General features: G+C 53.4%; 20 protein-coding genes. 14 read left to right on the top strand and 6 right to left on the bottom strand.

Annotation, left to right across the window (positions count from 1 at the left end):
* Positions 1-17: 17 nt before the first annotated feature.
* Both NT140_03600 and NT140_03595 read right to left on the bottom strand, forming a co-directional pair.
* Positions 18-1,388, bottom strand: a complete 1,371-nt coding sequence (locus NT140_03600; GenBank protein MCX5830965.1) for an SH3 domain-containing protein — start codon at positions 1,386-1,388, stop codon at positions 18-20.
* Positions 1,389-1,469: 81 nt separating this feature from the next.
* Positions 1,470-1,670, bottom strand: a complete 201-nt coding sequence (locus NT140_03595) for a cold-shock protein (protein ID MCX5830964.1) — start codon at positions 1,668-1,670, stop codon at positions 1,470-1,472.
* 270 nt (positions 1,671-1,940) lie between these two features.
* Here NT140_03595 and NT140_03590 point away from each other — a divergent pair, with 270 nt between their 5' ends.
* The 8 genes from NT140_03590 to dnaB all read left to right on the top strand — a co-directional run bounded on the left by NT140_03590 (position 1,941) and on the right by dnaB (position 9,763).
* Positions 1,941-2,642: a hypothetical protein gene (locus NT140_03590; protein MCX5830963.1), complete on the top strand. Its 702-nt coding sequence runs from the start codon at positions 1,941-1,943 to the stop codon at positions 2,640-2,642.
* Positions 2,643-2,688: 46 nt separating this feature from the next.
* On the top strand, positions 2,689-5,370 hold the full coding sequence (polA, locus tag NT140_03585; GenBank protein MCX5830962.1) for a DNA polymerase I: 2,682 nt from the start codon (positions 2,689-2,691) through the stop codon (positions 5,368-5,370).
* 143 nt (positions 5,371-5,513) lie between these two features.
* The gene (locus NT140_03580) at positions 5,514-5,987 is read left to right on the top strand and encodes an MOSC domain-containing protein (GenBank protein ID MCX5830961.1); all 474 of its coding nucleotides are present in this window, start codon (positions 5,514-5,516) and stop codon (positions 5,985-5,987) included.
* A gap of 122 nt (positions 5,988-6,109) precedes the next feature.
* Positions 6,110-6,586 (top strand): 30S ribosomal protein S6, encoded by a 477-nt coding sequence (rpsF, locus tag NT140_03575; protein MCX5830960.1) that lies wholly within the window; start codon positions 6,110-6,112, stop codon positions 6,584-6,586.
* A gap of 3 nt (positions 6,587-6,589) precedes the next feature.
* Positions 6,590-6,862: a 30S ribosomal protein S18 gene (gene rpsR, locus NT140_03570; GenBank protein ID MCX5830959.1), complete on the top strand. Its 273-nt coding sequence runs from the start codon at positions 6,590-6,592 to the stop codon at positions 6,860-6,862.
* A 38-nt stretch (positions 6,863-6,900) separates the two neighbouring features.
* Positions 6,901-7,869: a DUF2232 domain-containing protein gene (locus NT140_03565; protein MCX5830958.1), complete on the top strand. Its 969-nt coding sequence runs from the start codon at positions 6,901-6,903 to the stop codon at positions 7,867-7,869.
* A 52-nt stretch (positions 7,870-7,921) separates the two neighbouring features.
* Positions 7,922-8,368: a 50S ribosomal protein L9 gene (rplI, locus tag NT140_03560; protein ID MCX5830957.1), complete on the top strand. Its 447-nt coding sequence runs from the start codon at positions 7,922-7,924 to the stop codon at positions 8,366-8,368.
* A 30-nt stretch (positions 8,369-8,398) separates the two neighbouring features.
* Positions 8,399-9,763, top strand: coding sequence for a replicative DNA helicase (gene dnaB, locus NT140_03555; protein ID MCX5830956.1), 1,365 nt, complete (start codon positions 8,399-8,401; stop codon positions 9,761-9,763).
* A gap of 141 nt (positions 9,764-9,904) precedes the next feature.
* On the opposite strand, the gene NT140_03550 is transcribed toward dnaB, so the two are convergent.
* The 4 genes from NT140_03550 to NT140_03535 form a co-directional block, all read right to left on the bottom strand.
* Complete coding sequence (locus NT140_03550; protein MCX5830955.1) at positions 9,905-11,215, bottom strand: MFS transporter; 1,311 nt, start codon at positions 11,213-11,215, stop codon at positions 9,905-9,907.
* A 215-nt stretch (positions 11,216-11,430) separates the two neighbouring features.
* Positions 11,431-12,732 carry a (Fe-S)-binding protein gene (locus NT140_03545; protein ID MCX5830954.1) on the bottom strand — a complete coding sequence of 434 codons (1,302 nt, stop codon included), beginning with the start codon at positions 12,730-12,732 and terminating at the stop codon, positions 11,431-11,433.
* Positions 12,725-14,131 carry an FAD-binding protein gene (locus NT140_03540; protein MCX5830953.1) on the bottom strand — a complete coding sequence of 469 codons (1,407 nt, stop codon included), beginning with the start codon at positions 14,129-14,131 and terminating at the stop codon, positions 12,725-12,727. The genes NT140_03545 and NT140_03540 overlap by 8 nt, the downstream gene beginning before the upstream one ends.
* 30 nt (positions 14,132-14,161) lie before the next feature.
* A complete protein-coding gene (locus NT140_03535) occupies positions 14,162-14,728 on the bottom strand; it encodes a flavodoxin family protein (protein MCX5830952.1) in 567 nt (188 codons plus the stop codon).
* Between the two features lie 256 nt (positions 14,729-14,984).
* On the opposite strand from NT140_03535, the gene NT140_03530 reads away from it, so the two are divergent.
* The 6 genes from NT140_03530 (at position 14,985) to NT140_03505 (ending at position 18,488) form a co-directional block, all read left to right on the top strand.
* Positions 14,985-15,221 (top strand): hypothetical protein, encoded by a 237-nt coding sequence (locus tag NT140_03530; GenBank protein ID MCX5830951.1) that lies wholly within the window; start codon positions 14,985-14,987, stop codon positions 15,219-15,221.
* On the top strand, positions 15,169-15,492 hold the full coding sequence (locus NT140_03525) for a cupin domain-containing protein (protein MCX5830950.1): 324 nt from the start codon (positions 15,169-15,171) through the stop codon (positions 15,490-15,492). The genes NT140_03530 and NT140_03525 overlap by 53 nt, the downstream gene beginning before the upstream one ends.
* Before the next feature lie 117 nt (positions 15,493-15,609).
* Positions 15,610-16,395: an ABC transporter permease gene (locus NT140_03520; GenBank protein MCX5830949.1), complete on the top strand. Its 786-nt coding sequence runs from the start codon at positions 15,610-15,612 to the stop codon at positions 16,393-16,395.
* Positions 16,392-16,862 carry a hypothetical protein gene (locus NT140_03515; GenBank protein MCX5830948.1) on the top strand — a complete coding sequence of 157 codons (471 nt, stop codon included), beginning with the start codon at positions 16,392-16,394 and terminating at the stop codon, positions 16,860-16,862. Before NT140_03520 ends, NT140_03515 begins: the two co-directional genes overlap by 4 nt.
* Positions 16,846-17,799, top strand: a complete 954-nt coding sequence (locus NT140_03510) for an MlaD family protein (protein ID MCX5830947.1) — start codon at positions 16,846-16,848, stop codon at positions 17,797-17,799. The genes NT140_03515 and NT140_03510 overlap by 17 nt, the downstream gene beginning before the upstream one ends.
* Positions 17,796-18,488, top strand: coding sequence for a hypothetical protein (locus NT140_03505; protein MCX5830946.1), 693 nt, complete (start codon positions 17,796-17,798; stop codon positions 18,486-18,488). The genes NT140_03510 and NT140_03505 overlap by 4 nt, the downstream gene beginning before the upstream one ends.
* Positions 18,489-18,588 lie beyond the last annotated feature (100 nt).

Below are 18,588 nucleotides of genomic sequence, written 5' to 3'. Positions count from 1 at the left end.
TGTAATGTCAACGTTCTCTACTTCAAGATATCTGGATAGGCTTTGTCGAGGGCCGCATTTCCCGGTCCTGTGGTCGGCGGCCAAAGCAGGGTCATGCCCCGGATGCCGGGGAGGATATCGCCGGCGTCTTTGCCGCCCCGGAGTTCCTTCCCGGGGCGCAAAGTGGTAATGGCCGACCTGCCGATTATTATCTTCCCGGTCCTGCCTTGGGTATCCCTGGTCTTCACGCTCCAGAAATTGTGAAATGCCACGGCCTGTCCGTCTTGTTGACCTATATAGAGCATAATATGCCCTTTGAGCCAGAGCAGGGTGAAATAAGGGATTCCCTGTTTTAGAATGGTTGCCTCTTTTTCGGCGGGTGAGAGGTTCAAAAAGTCAATGAAGGCGCCCGTCATTTTTGCCTGGTGACCGGAGTTTCGCGGCAGCCAGATCCCGAAAGGGGCAAAGAGATCCATGAGCGTGGAAGAGCAGTCGCGCTTTTGATCCAGGCCGCCCCATCCGTAAGGTTCATTCATGAGTTCATTGGCGATGCTTGCCATATTGGCGGGCGTCAGGGGCATCGGTTTGCTGGCGGCTCTTTCCTTGGTGATGAACACTTTTTGCGCCCAGGCCTTTTCCTGGCTGTCGGCACGGGCTACAAGGAGTTGCAGGCTTGTGCCGTCTTCGCCGATTTTCGGGAAAAAAGAGCCCAGCGCCGCCTTGAAAATGACCTTTCCCGCCTCACTTACGATGGGCGTTTTATCTTTGGTAATGACGGCATAGGGACCGCGTTCCCACTCTTTGACAAAATTTGCTTCCACGGAGGCGATGTGCCGGGCGGGGAGCCAGCCCATGGCATAATGCGTTTCCGCCAGCACCCATTTTTTATCTTTCGTGACATGGGATACGAGGATGGGGGTGTTGGCGGCAACGCTGGAGTTCTGCATGTTATCGAAAGGCAGAACGCAATTTTTGGGGTTGCTCAAGTGGGCATCGGGGGTAGGCAGTACCCGTAAATCCGTGTTCTGCAATGTAATGGCCAGGAAACCCTGCTGGGGAGCAGATGCCAGTCGGGCATTCTCCGTCAGCTTTTTTATCCAGGCACGGGGATGCTTCTGGCCGTTTCTACCGTATCCAGGAACCCGGGCGTAATTATCAAACTCCCATTTTACTTCCTCCAGGGCATAGCGGGACTTTATCTGATGCCAGGGGGAAAAAAACATGGCGTTATGGAAGACATCCGCTTTCTTCTGCAGCTCCGGATCCAGCCTGCTGAACTCGTTTTCCTGCCGGACCGTGAAAGAACGATGATCCTGGCTTATCTCCCGAAGGTCTTTAATTTCCGGTATCCTGGTAAAGCCCGACAACAAGAGCATCAAGATTAATGCGACAAGAATTCGTTTTCCCATAAGTTCCTCAAAAAGAAAAAAGGCATCCCACTACCATTTACAGGCAGCGGAATGCCTCATAATTTTTTCTGCAGAAAAAGCCTATATGGGCTTTACGTTTTCCGCGGCCGGGCCTTTTTTGCCCTGGGCAATGTCGAAACTGACTCGCTGGCCCTCGTTTAACGTCTTGAAACCACCGGCCTGAATCGCACTGTAATGAACGAACACATCGCCGCCCTCATCCTTTTCGATGAAGCCAAAACCCTTTTGCTCATTGAACCACTTTACTTTACCTTCTGACATATCCTGCTCCCTCCTTTCTTGAATTTTCTCATGACTGGATGAACAAGATGACAGAAAGAAAAAGCCGCCCAGACTTTAAGATCATGGCGGCCAACTCGCACTGCAAAACGTCTTAAATCATCCTGTGTGCTTCTACACCGGGCGATTAATAATTGTCAAGGGGAAAATATCCTTGAAATATGGCACGCGGCGGTGTAATGACCCGTAATATATTGCCGCAAGACGGCATGACAGGGATGAATCGGGATAATCCATTAAAAAGGGCAGGAAATGAAGAAAAGGATCATATTATTAAGCATTGCCCTGTTATGTGTTTTTTCGTTCAGCATCACCACCGCATTGGCTTGGCATGATGAAACTCACCTGGCGGTAGCGAAAGCGGCGGGTTATCCAAAGTGGTATAACGCTGCCGGGCCGGATATTGCCAAAATAAAGGCAGGGTTTACGGAGGAGAGAAATCATCACAGTGATAATCCCGGCGACGGGGAGATCACGCCGGAGATGGTGCTGGAACAGGTGGATCGTTATAATGTTCCGGACGACAGCAAGGGACATCTTTACGGTGCGATCATCGGTTCTTTGCGGGCCTATACGAAGTTTAAAAGGGAAGGCAAATATACCCAATACCATCTTGCCTATTGCGCCCATTACATAGGCGACTTGTCACAGCCGCTGCATAATGCTCCCCGTGATGAAACCCTTAAGATTCAGCATGGAGCAAATGATGGGGTAGTTGAAGGCGAGGCATTACAGAGGCTCGATAAAATCGAAAGGAATATGTATCCGATTGCCCTGCGTGCGGATCAATTTGAAGAAGACCTGGCTAAAGAAATTGCGCGCATTGCCAATCTGGCGCGGGAACTATACAGCAAACTGCAGAAAGACAATCGCAATATGCTGCCGGAAGAGGCATACCGGCAACTTGGTCATAGTGCATCGCTCTTCAAGGCGGTACTGAATTCCCTGAAATAGCAGGGCCGCAATGCCGGCGCTGCCAACCGAAAGGTAACTATCAAAAATGCCCGATATTATTGAGAAGCCGTCCCTTATTCTCGTAGACGGGAGCAACTATGTCTTTCGCGCCTTTTACGCCATCCGCGACCTGACCAACTCCAAGGGGTTTCCGACCAACGCCATCTACGGCTTCACGACGATGCTTATGAAGCTCCGGCGGGATTTTAATTCCCGGTATCTGGCCGTCGTTTTTGATCTTAAAGGCCCCACGTTCCGCCATGAGTCCTATAAAGATTACAAGGCCAACCGCAAGGCGATTCCGGAAGCCTTGATCCCGCAGTTTTCCTGCATCAAGGACGTCATCCGGGCTTTTTCCATCCCGATCCTGGAACAGCAGGGCATTGAAGCCGATGATATTATCGGGACGCTGGCCAGACGCTATGCGGGGGAGGGGATGAAGGTCATCATCGTTTCCGGGGATAAGGACATGATGCAGCTTGTTACCGCCGATGTCGCGATGGTTGATACGATGAAGGATAAGACCTACAACGCCGCCGCCGTGAAGGAGCGCTTTGGCGTCGGGCCGGAACAGGTGGTGGAAATACTGGGTCTTATGGGGGATGCCTCGGACAATATTCCCGGTGTGCCCGGGATCGGTCCGAAAGCGGCGCTGGCGCTGGTCGAAGAATATGGCACCGTAGAAGAAGTCCTTAATAATATTGATAAGATAAAAAGTATCCGGATGAAACAGTTGCTCACGGAATTTGCCGACCAGGCAAAGCTGAGCCGGAGGCTCGCCGAGATTAAAACAGATGTGGAGATCGCCTTTGATCTGGAGATGGCCCGCTGCGACACGCCGGATAACGCCAGGCTGAGGGAGCTCTTTACGGAGTTTGAATTTTCTTCCCTGCTCCAGGATCTGAAGGTAAAAGATGCGGCGCTGACAGGTAACTACCGCTTGATAATGACTGCGGAGGAATTTATCGCCCTTCTCGACGAACTACGTCATGTCGAGGAGTTTTCTCTGGATATTCTCCTGACCGGCGCGGAGGTGATGCGTGCCCAAATAGTAGGTCTGGCGATTTGCTGTAAACAGGGCGAGGCCTGCTACATCCCGCTGCACCACGATTATGACGGCGTTCCCCGGCAGTTGCCGGAGGAGCAGATATGGGAGGGCCTCAAACCATTTTTTGCCGATGAAAAGATAAAAAAGCATTGCCACGATCTGAAAAATATCCTGATCATCCTGTCCCAAAAGGGGCTTTCGCTACGCGGGGCGGCTATGGATACGATGGTGGCCTCCTACATCCTCGATCCGGCGCAGCGGAGCATTGACCTGGCCGATGTCCTGAGACAGCATCTGAATCGTCAGATAATCACGGCGAAAGAATTTCTCGGCAGTGGCGCCAGGACCCTGTCGCCCGCAGGCATTGCCGTGGATAAGACGCGGGATTATGCCTGTCAACGCGTGGATGCTATCTTCAACCTGGCCACCGTCATGGCCGAAAAAATTGGTCGCGACGGCTTTGACCATCTTTTTCACGCTGTCGAAATGCCCCTTGTCGCCGTTTTGGCGGCCATGGAAAAAAAAGGCGTTCTGCTGGATATTCAGCTTTTCCGCTCCCTGGCGGTGGAGCTGGCGCAATTGCTCTCGCTTTCAGAAGAAAAGATATACCTTCTGGCGGGAGAGAAATTTAACATTAACTCCCCCAAGCAGTTGCAAGTCATCCTTTTTGAAAAACTGGGCCTGCTCCGGGGCAAGAAGACGAAGGATGGCTATTCCACGGATGTGGAGGTGCTGGCGAAACTCGCGAAAAGCCATGAACTGCCGGCGGAAATTCTGGCTTACCGCAGTCTGGCCAAGCTCAAATCCACCTACGTTGATGCCCTGCCTCTGCTCGTAAATCCCGAAACGGGCCGCGTGCACACCTCTTATAACCAGACGGTCGCGGCTACGGGCAGACTCTCCAGCAGCAACCCCAATCTGCAGAATATTCCCATCCGGACGGTAGAGGGAAAAAGAATCCGGCAGGCCTTCATTGCGCCCGAGGGATGGGAGATGGTCTCGGCCGACTATTCACAGATCGAGCTTAGAGTTATGGCCCATCTTTCCCGCGACGAGGCGCTAATCGCGGCCTTTGCCTCGGGGGAGGATATTCATAGCCGCACGGCCTCCGACGTCTTCGGTGTCTTTCCCGAGATGGTGAATGCAGAGATGCGCAGGCAGGCCAAGGTGATCAATTTCGGCATCCTCTACGGGATGGGCGCCTTCAGTCTGGCCAAGGAACTCGGGATAGCGCAGAAACTGGCTCAGGACTACATTGACGGGTATTTCCGTAAGTACAAAGGGGTGCGCCGCTATTTAGACGGGATTCTGGAACAGGCGCGGCGGGACGGCTTTGTTACCACCCTTTTGAAACGCCGGCGTTATCTGCCGGAGCTTGCGAGCAGCAATCAGATTGTGCGGCAGTTTGCCGAACGGATGGCGATCAACACCCCCATCCAGGGTACGGCGGCGGAACTCATCAAGGTGGCCATGCTGAATATTGCCGGAGCTATCCAAGCCCGGGGCCTCAAGGCTGCGATGATCATGCAGGTCCATGATGAACTGGTTCTGGAGACACCGGTCGCGGAAAAGGACGAGGTCATGTCCCTCGTTAAAAAGGAAATGGAAGGGGTCATCAAGCTGCTCGTTCCCCTGCAGGTAGATATTGCCGTAGGCAGGAACTGGGATGAAGCCCATTAAAGGCTGATGATCTCGTCAAAAGTCCCCGAACCGTCATATTGGCGAAAGCCTGCATCCAGCCTTTTTTATAAAATATTGACATTTTTCCTGGACTGCGAGTAGTATCGCCGGAATATATTTATTCTCCGAAAGGCGGTTATCAGATGGTACCAGAGGTAGCAGCAAATGAGGAAGGCACGGTGCTTTCCGTCAATATCAGCGCAGAAAAAGGGACCAAGAAAAAGAATGTTGGCGCCTGTCGGCTCGTAAAAGATTGGGGTATCGCCGACGACGGACATGCAGGCAAATGGCACCGCCAGCTCAGCCTCCTGTCCAAAAAGAGCATCGAGAAGATAAGGGCCAAAGGGCTCCCCGTGGATTATGGCGACTTTGCCGAAAATCTTTCCATAGAGGGCATTGATCTTTATCTTTTACCCGTGGGGACAACTCTGACAATAGGGGCAGACGCAGTTATCAGGCTCACGCAGATCGGCAAGGAATGCCACACCCGGTGCAATATTTTTTACCAGGTGGGGGATTGCGTCATGCCTCGGGAAGGTGTCTTTGCCGAAGTGCTTCAGGAGGGCGAGGTAACGGTTGGTGATACCATTAAAGTCATGGCAGCGTCAGTCCCGTAACTTACGCCTACACAAAGTGCTTGCAATATCCAGAGCGGTAGGATAGAAGGCAAGCCCGTTTCAAGACAGGATCCTTACCCGAACCCGGTGTTCGGGATTTAAAGCCGAGAGGAGGTAGTAATTTGAGGAGATACGAGACAATATTCATTACGTACCCGGATTTACCGGAAGAGGACATCACTGGTCTGGTGGAACGCTACAGCGCCATCGTCAAGGACCGGCAAGGAATCATCGTCAAGGTAGAAAAGTGGGGTAAAAGGAAGCTCGCCTACGAAATCGAAAAGCAGGCCCGAGGTTTTTATGTGCTCATTGATTTTGTCGGCACGGCCGCCATCGTTACGGAGTTTGAAAGAAACTTGCGGATTGGCGACAAGATTTTGAAGTTCATGACGGTGAAAACCCAGGAGGCGGTAAATCTTGAGGAACTCGAAAAAGAGATGAATCCTCCCGAGGTTGAAGCAAAAGTGGAACCAGCGCCCGCCCCCGATCAGGAAGTAGCGGCAACCCCGGCAGAGACCGGGGCGGCAGAAACGGCAGCGGTCGTGGCCAGGGAGGACGAAGTTTTGTCACCTGAGCCGGCCGGCAAGGAGGGAGAATAACCGATGGCGGTACCGGAAAGAAGCTCCAGAGAGCAGCGACCACAGAAAAAGTTTTTCCATAAAAGGAAATTTTGCAAATTTTGCAATGACTCAACCTTGAAAATAGAATACAAGCAGCCGGGATTCCTGAAGGATTTTCTCACGGAACGTGGCAAAATCATGCCCCGGCGGATTACGGGCAGTTGTGCAAAACATCAGCGGGCATTGACCGTGGCTATTAAAAAGGCGCGGATGATTGCCCTGCTGCCCTATGTCACTGCCGAGGGCAGCAGATAGAGGGAAGTCAGTAGAGGGAACTGGGACGGGTTCAGAATTTGGAAATAAAGAGGAGTGGTTTTTTTGATGCTGGTTTTTTCAGGGATTTAGCCATTGCCTCCCTGATTTTTTTCTTTGTTTCACTGACACCCGTTTTGGGGGCCATCTTCATTATCTTCATTCCCCTGCCGATTCTTTACTATTACTTAAAGGGCAGCCGCGTAAAAGGCGTCGCTATATTGGCGACGTCTCTTAGCGGCTCCCTTGTTGTTCTTACGACCATCAATGCCTATGCCAACGTGCTTTTAATCATCATGCTGGCGGCAGCGGGAATAATGATCTCCGAGTGCCGGAAACGAAATCTTTCCCTCGAAAAGACGATCTCATACTCAGTGGCGGCGATCTTCTGCCTGGGGGCAATGTTTGTCCTTCATCAGTCTTATTACTTTCGCACAGCGCCTTGGCAGTTGGTGGAAACATACATTCAAAAGCAAATATTATACAGCATCAAAGTTTACGCCGGTCTAAATATCGCCACCGAGCAGATCAACATGATCAAGGAGAACATCACGGAGGTAGTGAGTTCCATAACCTTGATATTACCCTCACTTTTTCTCGTGACGGTAACCTTTATAGTCTGGGTTAATCTGTTGGCAGGAAGGGTCCTGTTTAGGAAATTGGAATTGTCCGGCATGGATTTCGGCGACTTAAGCTCCTGGAAGGCGCCGGATAAAATGGTCTGGTATTTGATCGCCGCCGGTGCTATGGTTCTGCTGTCCGACGAACGGACGGCCTTTATCGGCTGGAACATGTTGCTGGTTATTTTGTCAGTCTATCTGCTGGCAGGCCTGGCGATCGTCAGCTTTTTTCTTAGAAAAAGCCCGCTCCCCACCAGCTTTAGATACCTGTTTTATTTTCTCATCTTCGCCCAGCAAATTGCCACCCTGCTGGTCGTGGCGGCAGGCCTTATTGATCTCTGGGCTGACTTTCGCAAACTGAACAAACCGATGCAAGATTCAGTCGTTTAGTTAGTAATAAACTTGATATTTCATTCATTTACCATAACTTAGGAGTGAAGCTATGAACGTGATTTTAAAGGAAAATATTGTATCGTTGGGAAAAGCGGGAGATACGGTGAAGGTATCGGATGGTTATGCCCGGAATTATCTGGTCCCGCAGGGGCTCGCGATCGAGGCCAACACCAGAAACCTGAAGACCATGGAACACAATAAGCAGCATATTCTTCAAGTGGCGGCCAAAGAACGCAAAAAGGCCGAGGACATCGCGCAGAAATTGGCCGGTATTACCTGCACCATTGCCAGACGGGTGGGCGAGCAGGACAAGTTGTTCGGCTCCGTGGGAACCAAGGACATCGAGAAGGCCCTTCAGGAAGCCGGTATTGAAATTGAAAAGAAAAACATTATGCTGGATGAACCGCTGAAGTCCCTGGGGGAATTTCCCGTCCGAATCAAGCTGCCCGCCGGTGCGTCTGCAGAATTGAAGGTGAACATCGTAGCCGAACAATAACTTATTGCCGCAATACAAAGTGAATTTCCCATGAGAGACATGGACGCCTCCCCGCATAAAGTGCCGCCCCAGAATGCCGAAGCCGAGCAGTCCATTTTGGGCGGCATCCTGCTTGACAACCAGGCGTTAAACAACGTCCTGGAAGTTCTCGTAGCCAATGACTTTTATAGTGAATCCCACCGCCGTATTTTTACGGCCATCATCGAACTGTCCGACAAGAACGAGCCGACCGATCTCATTACCCTGACTAATATCCTGAAGAATAAAAAGCAGCTCGATGGCGTGGGGGGCGCCGCCTATCTGGCATCCCTGGTGGACAACGTCCCTTCCGCGGCCAACGTTGCCTACTACGCCAAGATTGTGAAAGAGAAGGCCATTCTCCGGCAACTGATCGGCACGGCGACCGGCATCCTGAAAAACAGCTATGACAGCGGCATGGACGTTGATGATGTTTTGGACGAGGCGGAGCACTCCATTTTCGAGATTTCCGAAAATAAAATCAGACCGTCTTTTTATCTCTTGAAGAATATTATTAAAGATACCTTCAAAACTATTGAAAATCTTTACGAAAAAAAGAACCTGATCACGGGAGTTCCCACGGGGTTTGCAAGACTCGACGACCTGACCTCGGGCCTGCAAAAATCCGAGCTGATCATCGTTGCGGGCCGTCCCAGCATGGGAAAGACGGCCTTCGCCCTTAATCTGGCCCGTCATGCCGCTGTAGAGATGGGATTGCCCGTCGCCGTATTTTCCCTGGAAATGTCTAAAGAGCAGTTGGCCCTGCGCATGCTGGCCGCAGACGCCAAAGTGGACTCCCAGCGCCTGCGGCGGGGATTAGTGGGAGAAACCGATTGGCCCAAGCTGACGACGGCGGCAGGAAGGCTCTCGGAAGCGCCCATCTTTATTGACGACACGCCGGCCATCACGGTGCTCGAAATGAAGGCCAAGGCCCGAAGGCTGAAAGCGGAAAACGGGCTGGAAATGGTAGTCCTCGATTATCTCCAGCTCATGCGAGCCAGCGGCCGCAGGGATTCCCGGGAGCAGGAAATATCAGAAATCAGCCGTTCCTTAAAAGCCTTGGCCAAGGAGTTAAACGTTCCGGTCATCGCCCTTTCCCAGCTCAACCGGAAGGTAGAAGACCGCACCAACCGCCGGCCGCAAATGGCAGACCTGCGGGAATCGGGCGCGATAGAGCAGGACGCGGACGTTATTGCCTTCATCTACCGGGACGAGGTTTATAATAAATCAGAAGATAATCCCGAAAAGGGCATCGCCGAGATCATTATCGGCAAGCAGAGAAACGGCCCTGTGGGAACCGTCAAACTGGCCTTCCTGGAGCAATACACATCATTTGAACAACTGGCCCGATCGGACGACGGCATCACCTACTCGTAAAAGAGCGTTTCCCGTGGGCAGGGATGGAAGAAAAAAGCGGCAGCAGGGCTTGCCGAGATGCAGCGCCGTTTTGGCAAGATTGATTTTACGGGTCATGTGTAAAATTGCTTTCATTGGGCAAAAAGCCCTTACATAATCAAGTTAGCGGTGTGCCTTTGCTGCCCCGATCCCCTCCTGACGGCAGTGGGTCTCGACGGTGAAGCTGATCGCCAGGACTGACAAGATCGAGATGATGACGATCAGCACAAAACCCGATCGGTAGGCGGCCAAGGAGTAGATCCGAACGCCGCCGGCTATCGTTCCCTGCCAGGAGAGATCCAGAATCCAGCCGATGGCCGGTTGGAGGATCATGACCCCCAGCATCGAACCCATGTTATACACGCCGCTGACCGTGCCGGCAAACCGGGACGGAACAGACTCCTTCGCAAAGGCGAAGCCGGTGGTCACGGAACCGCACGCCAGACCGACGAGAATGACCATGACAACCAGTAGCCAGAGGGAAAGGCCGGGAAAGAAGAGAATCGGAATCCAGCAGAACAATGCCAGGACTGAACCGATAAACAGGATGGGTTTGCGCAGGCCAATCCGGTCGGACAGGCTGGCCAGCATGATAGCTCCAACGGCGAAGCAGATGAGCAATGTCGAGGTAATGGCGGAGCTTGCCGCAACGGGTATCCCGTAATGGGTCGTTAAAAACGGAACTCCCCAAAGCCCGGCAAAGGTGAGGACCGATCCCGTCAGGCCGCAACCGACCAGCGAAAGCAGCCAGGTGTTACGGTAGCCAAACACCATCACCAGATCGCTTTTGAGCCCGGTCAGTGAAAATAATACCTCCGACTCAGGGACAGCGAAGCTTCTGTATCCCCGTTCCGCCGGATCATCCCGGATGATCAGCCAAATCGCAGCCCCGATGAGAAGGAGGACGGCCGCCGCAAAGAACATCACCGGCCGCCAGCCGAAGCGGGTAACCAGAAAATGCAGTGGTACACCGGCGGATACGGCGCCGCTGACGCCGCAGAAAAGGGTCAGCCCTCCCAACGTGGCGTAAAAACGAGGTTCGAACCAGCGTGTTGCCAGGCGAAGGATGGCGACATAGGCAACCCCGACCGCTCCACCGATGAGAAGCCGCCCCATATTCGCCGGGATAATAGACGTGGCCGAGGCAAATAGAATGCTTCCGGCAGCGGCCACCAGCGACCCGGCGGCAAGTAGTTTCCGGGGCCCCCAGTAGTCGGCAAGAATGCCCGTGGGGACCTGCATGAGGAAATAGCTGTAGAAATAAAAGGCCGTGAAGTTGCCAAGTCCGGCAGCGCCGATATGGAAATCGGCCATCAGCGAATCGGTCATGACGGCGGGGGCGACGCGATGGTAAAAACCAGTGAAGTAGAAGGCTGCACCAAGGCCCCAGACAAGCCAGGCGAGTGCAGCGGGCGGATGGTTTTTTTGATCCATGAATTTCTCCTGGGGAGCACCGGGCCCGATGCCGTGGAATCCGTGTCATCGTCTAGCAAATCGGCGCCAGTACCACTTGCCTTTTTCCATAATTCAAATCCACAGAAGTTACGCTTCGCATCATAGGTGTGAGTGTAGAGGGCAATAACATGATTCTTTCCTTAGGATCGAACACGGTTGTTACCTCCTACATGGTTGTTATTCCCTCGTTAAGGTCATGCGGGGAGGGAGCGTCCCAGGAGCTCCACAAGATGCAGGACTGGTTGTTTCATGCCGAGTTCGCGGACACCCCAGGCAAGCTGGAGATGGCAGCCCGGGTTGGCCGTCACGAGGGTGTCGGCGCCGGTGGCCTGGACATGGGCGAGTTTCCGTTCCAGTAATTGGCGGCTGGTCTCCAGTTCCTTCAGGGCGAAGGAGCCTGCCATGCCGCAGCACCAGTTGGATTCCTTCATCTCTCGCAGTTCGATCCCGGGAATCGTCCGAATGACCTGACGCGGCGGGCCGGAAAGACCCTGGCCGTGCACGAGGTGACAGGGCTCGTGATAGGTGACGCTAAGCGGTACCGGCCGGAGTTCCTCGGTCCGGATGCCGACCTCCACAAGAAATTCTGAGATATCGCGGATTTTCGCCCGGAAACGGCCGACTCGTTCCTGATCGTCCCGCCCTTCCAGCAGCTCCTCGTATTCCTTGAGCGCACAGCCACAGCCGGCGCAGTCGGTCACGATAAAAGCGACGTCCAGGGAGAGGAAAAGGTCAATGTTGATCCGGGCAAGGCTCCTGGCTGTTTCACGGTCCCCTTCGGCCAAATGGGGCGCCCCGCAGCACTTTACCTCCCTCGGCGTAACGACATCGAAACCCTGCTGGGAGAGGATACGGGCCGTCTGGCGGGACACCTCCGGGAAGACCAGACTCATCGCGCAGCCGAGGAAGAAGCCGACGCGGCCCCGCTTTTTCCCCTGGGCGGGGATCATCTCGGGAATCTCCAGGCGCAGCGGAGGGGTCAGTTTGGGGAGAATCCCTTCCATTTTGACGAGCGTGGCAGGCAGGAACCGGCTGATGCCGAGACGGTGGACCGCCCACTGGAGGCCGAGCCGCTGGTAGAGGCGGACGGGTAGCAGGGAGCCCTCCATCAGCGCGGGCGAGGGGAGCATCCGTTTCAGGATGAAATCCCGCAGCATTCCGGCGGGGAGAGAAGGGGGGTGGAAAACCTGTGCCTGGCTGCGGCAGAACTCCATGATCGTTCCGACGCGGACCCCGGACGGGCAGGCGGTGGAGCAGGCCTTGCAGTCTAAGCAGAAAAACGATTCGTCCCGGACGGCGGGGGTGAATTCCAGCCTCCCCTCGGCGACGGCGCGGGCAAGGGCCGCCCGGCCCCGGGGGCTCGATCTTTCCCGGTTTGTCAGCGCATAGGTGGGGCAAACCGCGAGGCAGAAGCCGCAGCGCATGCACTGGAGGATGGATTCGTAACCCGGGGCGTCCTGCGGATGAAAGTTGCCCGAGGGAGAGCGCTCAGCCATTTGTTCCTCCCGGGACTTCTGCATCAAGGAATATCTTCCCCGGATTGAGGCGGCCGTCCGGATCGAAGGCGTGCTTGATCCGGCGCATAACGCCGATGCCCCCCTCACCGAACTGGCGCAGCAGGTAGCCCTTCTTGGCGATGCCGATCCCGTGCTCACCTGATACGGTGCCCCCCATGGAAAGCACCTTTTCGTAAAGATCGGAGAAGAAGGCGTGGACCCGGGCAACCTCCTCCCGGTTCCGCTCGTCGGTCACCGCTGTGGGGTGAAGGTTGCCGTCGCCGGCATGACCGAAGGTGGCGACGCGGATGCCGTATTTCTCCTTGAGCCGTTCGATCTCGGCGAAGGTCTCGGCGAGGCGGCTCCGCGGCACGGTGGCATCTTCGAGGATGGTGGTCGGGGAAACGCGGGCCACGGCAGAAAGGGCAGTCCGCCGCGCGGCGGCGAGCTGGGCGGCCTCCTCGGCGTTTGCGGCCTGGCGGATCACGTCCGCCCGGACCTCCTCGAGAATTTTCCGCACCCCTTCCGCCTCTTCGGCGACGACCGCGGGGTGGCCGTCCACCTCGATCAGCAGGAGCGCCCCCATCTCGCGCGGGAGGCCGATTCCGGCGTAGTCCTCCACGCAATTGATCGTCGTCTTGTCCATGATTTCAAGGGTTGCGGGGGTGATTCGCGCGGCGATGATTTTGGAAACTGCCTCGCCGGCGGTCCGGATATCCCGGAAGTAGGCGAGCAGCGTCCGCTTGTCCTGCGGCGGGTTGATCAGACGGACAGTCACCTCCGTGATAATGCCAAGTGTCCCCTCGCTGCCGACCAGCAGGTCGCGCAGTGAGTAGCCGGCCACATCCTTGACGCATTTGTTGCCGGCGTGAAATTCAGTGCCGTCGTAGAGGAAGCCGGAAAGGGCCATCACGTAGTTTCGGGTAACGCCGTATTTGAGGCCCCGGAGGCCGCCTGCGTTCTCCGCAACGTTGCCGCCGAGCGTTGATACGTTCTGCGAACCGGGGTCGGGCGGGTAGAAGAGACCCTTGGCCGCAGCGGCATTGAAGAGATCAACCGTGATGACGCCCGCTTCGGCGGTCAAGGTCAGATTCTCCTCATCGAGCTCCAGGATCCGGTTCATCCGCGTGAGGCCGAGGACCATGCCTCCCCGGCAAGGAGTGCTGCCTCCGGAGAGGCCGGTTGCGGCGCCGCGGGGGGTAACGGCAAGACCCTCACAGCGGCTCACCTCCAGGGCGGCCTGCAATCCCTCCCGGTTTTCCGGAAAGACCGCCACGTCGGGAAACCCCGCGATTTCCGGTGTGGCGTCATAGCCGTAAACGAGGAGATCCTCTCTTTCGTGGTAAACGTTTCCGGCGCCGACCTTCTGCCGGAGGTGATCAATGACGGTTTTGTTCAGCACGATATACCTCCGCCCACAGTGTTCGTATTAACCATGAAGCTTTTTCACCACTAAAGCCATATTCTTGCCGAAGGTCCAGGCTGTTTTCATGCCCTCTTCGTCATTTAATACCTCGCCCTTCTCACGACCAAAGGCCACATTCCAATATGTTGAACCTGGCACCACGAGGCCCAGAATCTGGAACCAAAATGTCAGTTGGGCTATGGTGAAGTTATGGCCCGCCCTGCGCGCCACCACTAAAGGGCCTCCTACCTTGCCCTTGAATGGCTCGCCATTATAGCGTGAGATGTAGCCTGCTCGTTCAATGAGCGCTTTTATAAGAGCCGTAGCTGAGCCATAGTACACCGGAGAGGCCAGAATTATACCATCAGCCTCCTTCATCTTGAGGTAAACGGGAAAGAAATCATCATCAATAGAACAGAGTTCTTGCTTACTGCAGGCCATGCAGGCGGTGCAGCCTTTTATGTCCAGACCGGACAAGGAGATGAGTTCAGTATCCAAACCTTCCTCCGCGATTGCTTTGAGCGTATGGGCAGTCAATAGCTCGGTGTTGCCATTCTTACGAGGACTGCCAACAATTCCAATAACTTTCATTTCCTCACCTCCATAACAGAATTGGGTGCCAATATTGCACATTTCAAAAAGAACATCAATGATTGGAATGAAAATATTCTCTAAAAAATAACTTGACGGATACAGAATTTATGGATATTGCAAACACAGGGTAACGTATCAACATCAATAAGAAAAACAGATTTTGCTACGTATAGCTTCCTGAAGTCAGTAAAATGCCGACCTTGAAGAAAATGCTTGAGTTCAATGCGTAATCATTAATTTTGTCCTTCGAAAATTGATAGGCATTCCGACACTCAACGATATTCTTGCCGAGCTGGCCGAACCCGGACGGGATCCTAGAGAGCAATTCGCGGCCTTCCAGTTTGCCGCCGGAATTCTACAACTTGAAGGCCTCTCACCTGGCATACAACTGCCGGGAATTATTATGAAACTGTTAATGCTGATGGAGCGAGGATACCATGCTGGCAAAAGGCAATATCCGGTCAACCATACCAGAGCAAATCCCCGATGAAATCACGGAGATCCTGGCCGCATCGTCGGCGGTCAAGATCGAACGGATCATTTCACGAGGACACTGCTCGGTCGAGGGATTCTGGTATGATCAGGATTACAACGAGTGGGTGCTGCTCCTGCAAGGCAAGGCAGCCCTGTCTTTTGAAGGAGAAACCGCTGCCGTGGAACTGACCGCCGGCGATTACATAAACATACCGGCCCATGTCCGGCACCGGGTGGCATGGACGGTGGAGGATGCAGAGACCATCTGGCTGGCGGTAAAATACTGATACCAATACTTGTGGCTTTAGCAGTTCCGCATACCGGCTTTCGCCGGTATGCCCATTGCGCTTCCGTGTTTGATATGATAGCATCCGGCAGACTTGAGACAAACAAGGGGTCAACACATGCTCTCGGCTGTTACGTACGTAGGCAAAGCCGCTATCAATACATCTAAAGCCTGGCAGGATTATTTTTCCCTGGCCTGGAAAATAGTGCAGAAACTATTTCAGAGAAAATCCTATAGCAGCACCGCGGTGATGGTGTTGATCAACCAGATATATTTTACAGCCATCCAGATTTTACCGTTATTTCTAACCGTTTCGATCATCATCGGCTTTTTGCTCATCGGCATTTTTGTGCAAATTCTTCAGGCGCTGGGCTTGGCCGAATATCTGGGCCGCATAATTATGGGCTTTGTGGTTACGGAATTAGCGCCTTTTCTTACGGTTCTTTTGCTGGCCCTGCGTTCCAGTTCAGCTATGAATGCTGAAATCGCCACCATGAAGGTCAATAAAGAGCTGCATACCCTGGAGGTATTTCATATTGACATCATCAGTTATCTATTTGTCCCCCGGGTTATCAGTGGCGTTGTCTCGGTGGTCTTATTGAGCGGCATATTTTCCATCGTTGTTTTGGCAACGGGATTTATCTCTTCCAATCTGATCTTCGATATGAGTCTGGACGCCTACGCAAATCTTTTGTTAAATTCTGCAGAGGTTTCTGATATACTCATTCTGCTGATAAAATGTTCTACCTTCGGATTTTTTATCACGTTGATTCCGATTCGCTCCGGGCTGAACGCCTCCGATGACCTGACGAGCATTCCGGTAGCCGTACTCAACGGCATGGTCAAGGTTTTTATTGCCATAATTGTAATTGAGGTGCTGACATTAACCGCAAGATCCATGTGAGGCTTTTTGCCGACCAGGAAGCGATCGCTCAGGAACTGGCTGATTTGCAAGGCACTCTTGGGCAACGCCTGGGGATGGTTTCATTGACAGTGCCGCTCATATCCAATCTGGACGTGTGGATAAATATCGCTCTCGTATATCAGAATCATCAGCAGGCATCACAAAAAAATGCCCGGGCCTTTGTTATGCAAAGCCTGCAGAGGTTCGGCCTGGAACGGATTGCCGATAAGCGCAATCCGATGCTCTCTGAAGAAGAACGGTTTTGCGTGAAGGTGTTACGGGCTGCTATGGTTTCCCAGGCCGTCATTGTCATTGATCGCCCTTATACGATGCTGCCCTATCTTAAGGATACAACCTTTATTTATGAGATCCTGGGCAAGATAGAAGATCTGTTTACCAGGTGCGATATCCTGGACTACGCCCAGGAAAAAAACCGATATGGACTGATAAATGATACAGAAGATTGAACTGAAAGTAGGGCTCTTCCTGATTATTACCAGCGTCATGATTGCGGCCTCGATTGGCTATGTAGCTTATAAAAAAGACTTTTTTGCCAAGATACATACCTTCACGCTGGCGGCCAAATCCGGGGAAGACTTGACGGAAGGGATGCCGGTGGTGTTTTCCGGTTTTAAAATCGGCACGGTGCATGCGCTGGAACTGAGCAATGACGGCAGTGTGCTGATAAAAATCAAGATACCGGAACGTCACGTAAAGTGGATTAGAACGGATAGCACCTTCATCGTCAACAAACCGCTGATCGGGTCAGCGCGCATAGTGGTCGTAACGGATAATCTGCAAAGCTCCATCCTGTCGTCCACTCAGGTTCCGGAAGTTACCAACGTCAGCGATATCAATGAAACGATTAAACAAGCCCGCCCCCTGCTCGACAAGGTCAACAGAATCGCGGGCAATGTTGAAATCATCACGGCCACCGTCGCTGCTCCGCAGGGCAGTGTCCAGAAGATGCTGGCTCATGTGGAACAACTGACGGGCAATCTGGCGCAAAAGAAGTCGCTCGTGGAGATGGCCATCGGCAACCAGGAGAGCCTGGATGCCCTCTACGCGTCCATCAAGAAAACCAAGGATATCACCGCGCAGGTGGAGGGCATTCTGCAAAAAGCAGACAAGATGGCGGCAAAAACTGATGCGATGCTTTACGGTGACGAGGGAACGCTGCCTGTGGTCAACAAGTCGCTCCAGGACGTCCTGGCTAAATTGCAGAAGCTGGACACGACCGTGGATAACATCAATAAACTCAGTACTGATGCCGCCGCTTCCACCTCGGACCTGAAAGGATTGCGGGAGCAGATTGACGCCACCGTCTTCTCCCTGAATGAACTGGTCAAGGAAATAGAGCAAAAAATCCCCTTCAAGAAAGCCCCGGAGATCAAGTTGCCATGAAGAAATTCCTATGGATTGCCGTCTTCCTGTTGCTTGTCGGGTGTGGAACCACCAAGCCCGCAGCATCCTGGTTAAGCACCGGTAATAATCAACTGGATAATTACAAAAAACATTATCTGAGCGGCCAGGACAAGATCGCGGCCCTCGAGTTTAATGACGCCCTGAAGGAAATCAAGAAAAGCGGCGATTTGGAAATCCTGGCCAGGTCATACCTGATACGGATGGCCTTGCAGACGGCGACGCTTCAGGACCTGGCCGGCGCCGAGTACCTGAAGATTGAGGCCGTTCAGCCCTCTCCGGCAAACCGGAATTATTACACCTTTTTGCAGGGAAACAGCGCCCAGGTGGATGAAAAGCTGTTGCCGGCGCAATACCTTGATTTTGCCGCAGCCTTACGGCGGACAGGGACCGATGAGAGCCTCCGGGCCATTGCGCAGATCAACGAACCGCTTGCCCAATTGGTTGCTGTTGGCATCCTGGTGCGTCTGGGGCAGGATAATGAAGCGGTGCTGCAAAGCGCGATTGCCACCGCATCCGCCGAGGGCTGGAAAAAGGCGCTGCTCGCTTATCTGTCCCGGCTGAAAGCATACTACGAGGGTAAGCAGGAAGTGTCAAAGGCCCTGGCCATTGAGCAGCGGATGAATATTATTAAAGATGAGGGGGAGCGAATTATTAAAACATCCTATTGATCCCCATGCCCGAGGCGTGCAAAACGAAGGATGAAAATCACCCCTTAACCCCTGCTTGTTGCCGTTTACCATACATCAAAAGATATATTTTTCATACCAT

Source organism: Deltaproteobacteria bacterium (genome assembly GCA_026388415.1).
Classification (GTDB): Bacteria; Desulfobacterota; Syntrophia; order Syntrophales; family JACQWR01; genus JAPLJV01.
Note: the sequence above shows the minus strand (reverse complement) of the source record. Positions and strands in the feature narration are given on the sequence as shown.

Coding starts and splice junctions, on each gene's coding strand:
- NT140_03600 (MCX5830965.1), bottom strand. CDS start 1,388: ATGGGAAAACGAATTCTTGTCGCATTAATCTTGATGCTCTTGTTGTCG.
- NT140_03595 (MCX5830964.1), bottom strand. CDS start 1,670: ATGTCAGAAGGTAAAGTAAAGTGGTTCAATGAGCAAAAGGGTTTTGGC.
- NT140_03590 (MCX5830963.1), top strand. CDS start 1,941: ATGAAGAAAAGGATCATATTATTAAGCATTGCCCTGTTATGTGTTTTT.
- polA (MCX5830962.1), top strand. CDS start 2,689: ATGCCCGATATTATTGAGAAGCCGTCCCTTATTCTCGTAGACGGGAGC.
- NT140_03580 (MCX5830961.1), top strand. CDS start 5,514: ATGGTACCAGAGGTAGCAGCAAATGAGGAAGGCACGGTGCTTTCCGTC.
- rpsR (MCX5830959.1), top strand. CDS start 6,590: ATGGCGGTACCGGAAAGAAGCTCCAGAGAGCAGCGACCACAGAAAAAG.
- rplI (MCX5830957.1), top strand. CDS start 7,922: ATGAACGTGATTTTAAAGGAAAATATTGTATCGTTGGGAAAAGCGGGA.
- dnaB (MCX5830956.1), top strand. CDS start 8,399: ATGAGAGACATGGACGCCTCCCCGCATAAAGTGCCGCCCCAGAATGCC.
- NT140_03550 (MCX5830955.1), bottom strand. CDS start 11,215: ATGGATCAAAAAAACCATCCGCCCGCTGCACTCGCCTGGCTTGTCTGG.
- NT140_03545 (MCX5830954.1), bottom strand. CDS start 12,732: ATGGCTGAGCGCTCTCCCTCGGGCAACTTTCATCCGCAGGACGCCCCG.
- NT140_03535 (MCX5830952.1), bottom strand. CDS start 14,728: ATGAAAGTTATTGGAATTGTTGGCAGTCCTCGTAAGAATGGCAACACC.
- NT140_03525 (MCX5830950.1), top strand. CDS start 15,169: ATGCTGGCAAAAGGCAATATCCGGTCAACCATACCAGAGCAAATCCCC.
- NT140_03520 (MCX5830949.1), top strand. CDS start 15,610: ATGCTCTCGGCTGTTACGTACGTAGGCAAAGCCGCTATCAATACATCT.
- NT140_03510 (MCX5830947.1), top strand. CDS start 16,846: ATGATACAGAAGATTGAACTGAAAGTAGGGCTCTTCCTGATTATTACC.
- NT140_03505 (MCX5830946.1), top strand. CDS start 17,796: ATGAAGAAATTCCTATGGATTGCCGTCTTCCTGTTGCTTGTCGGGTGT.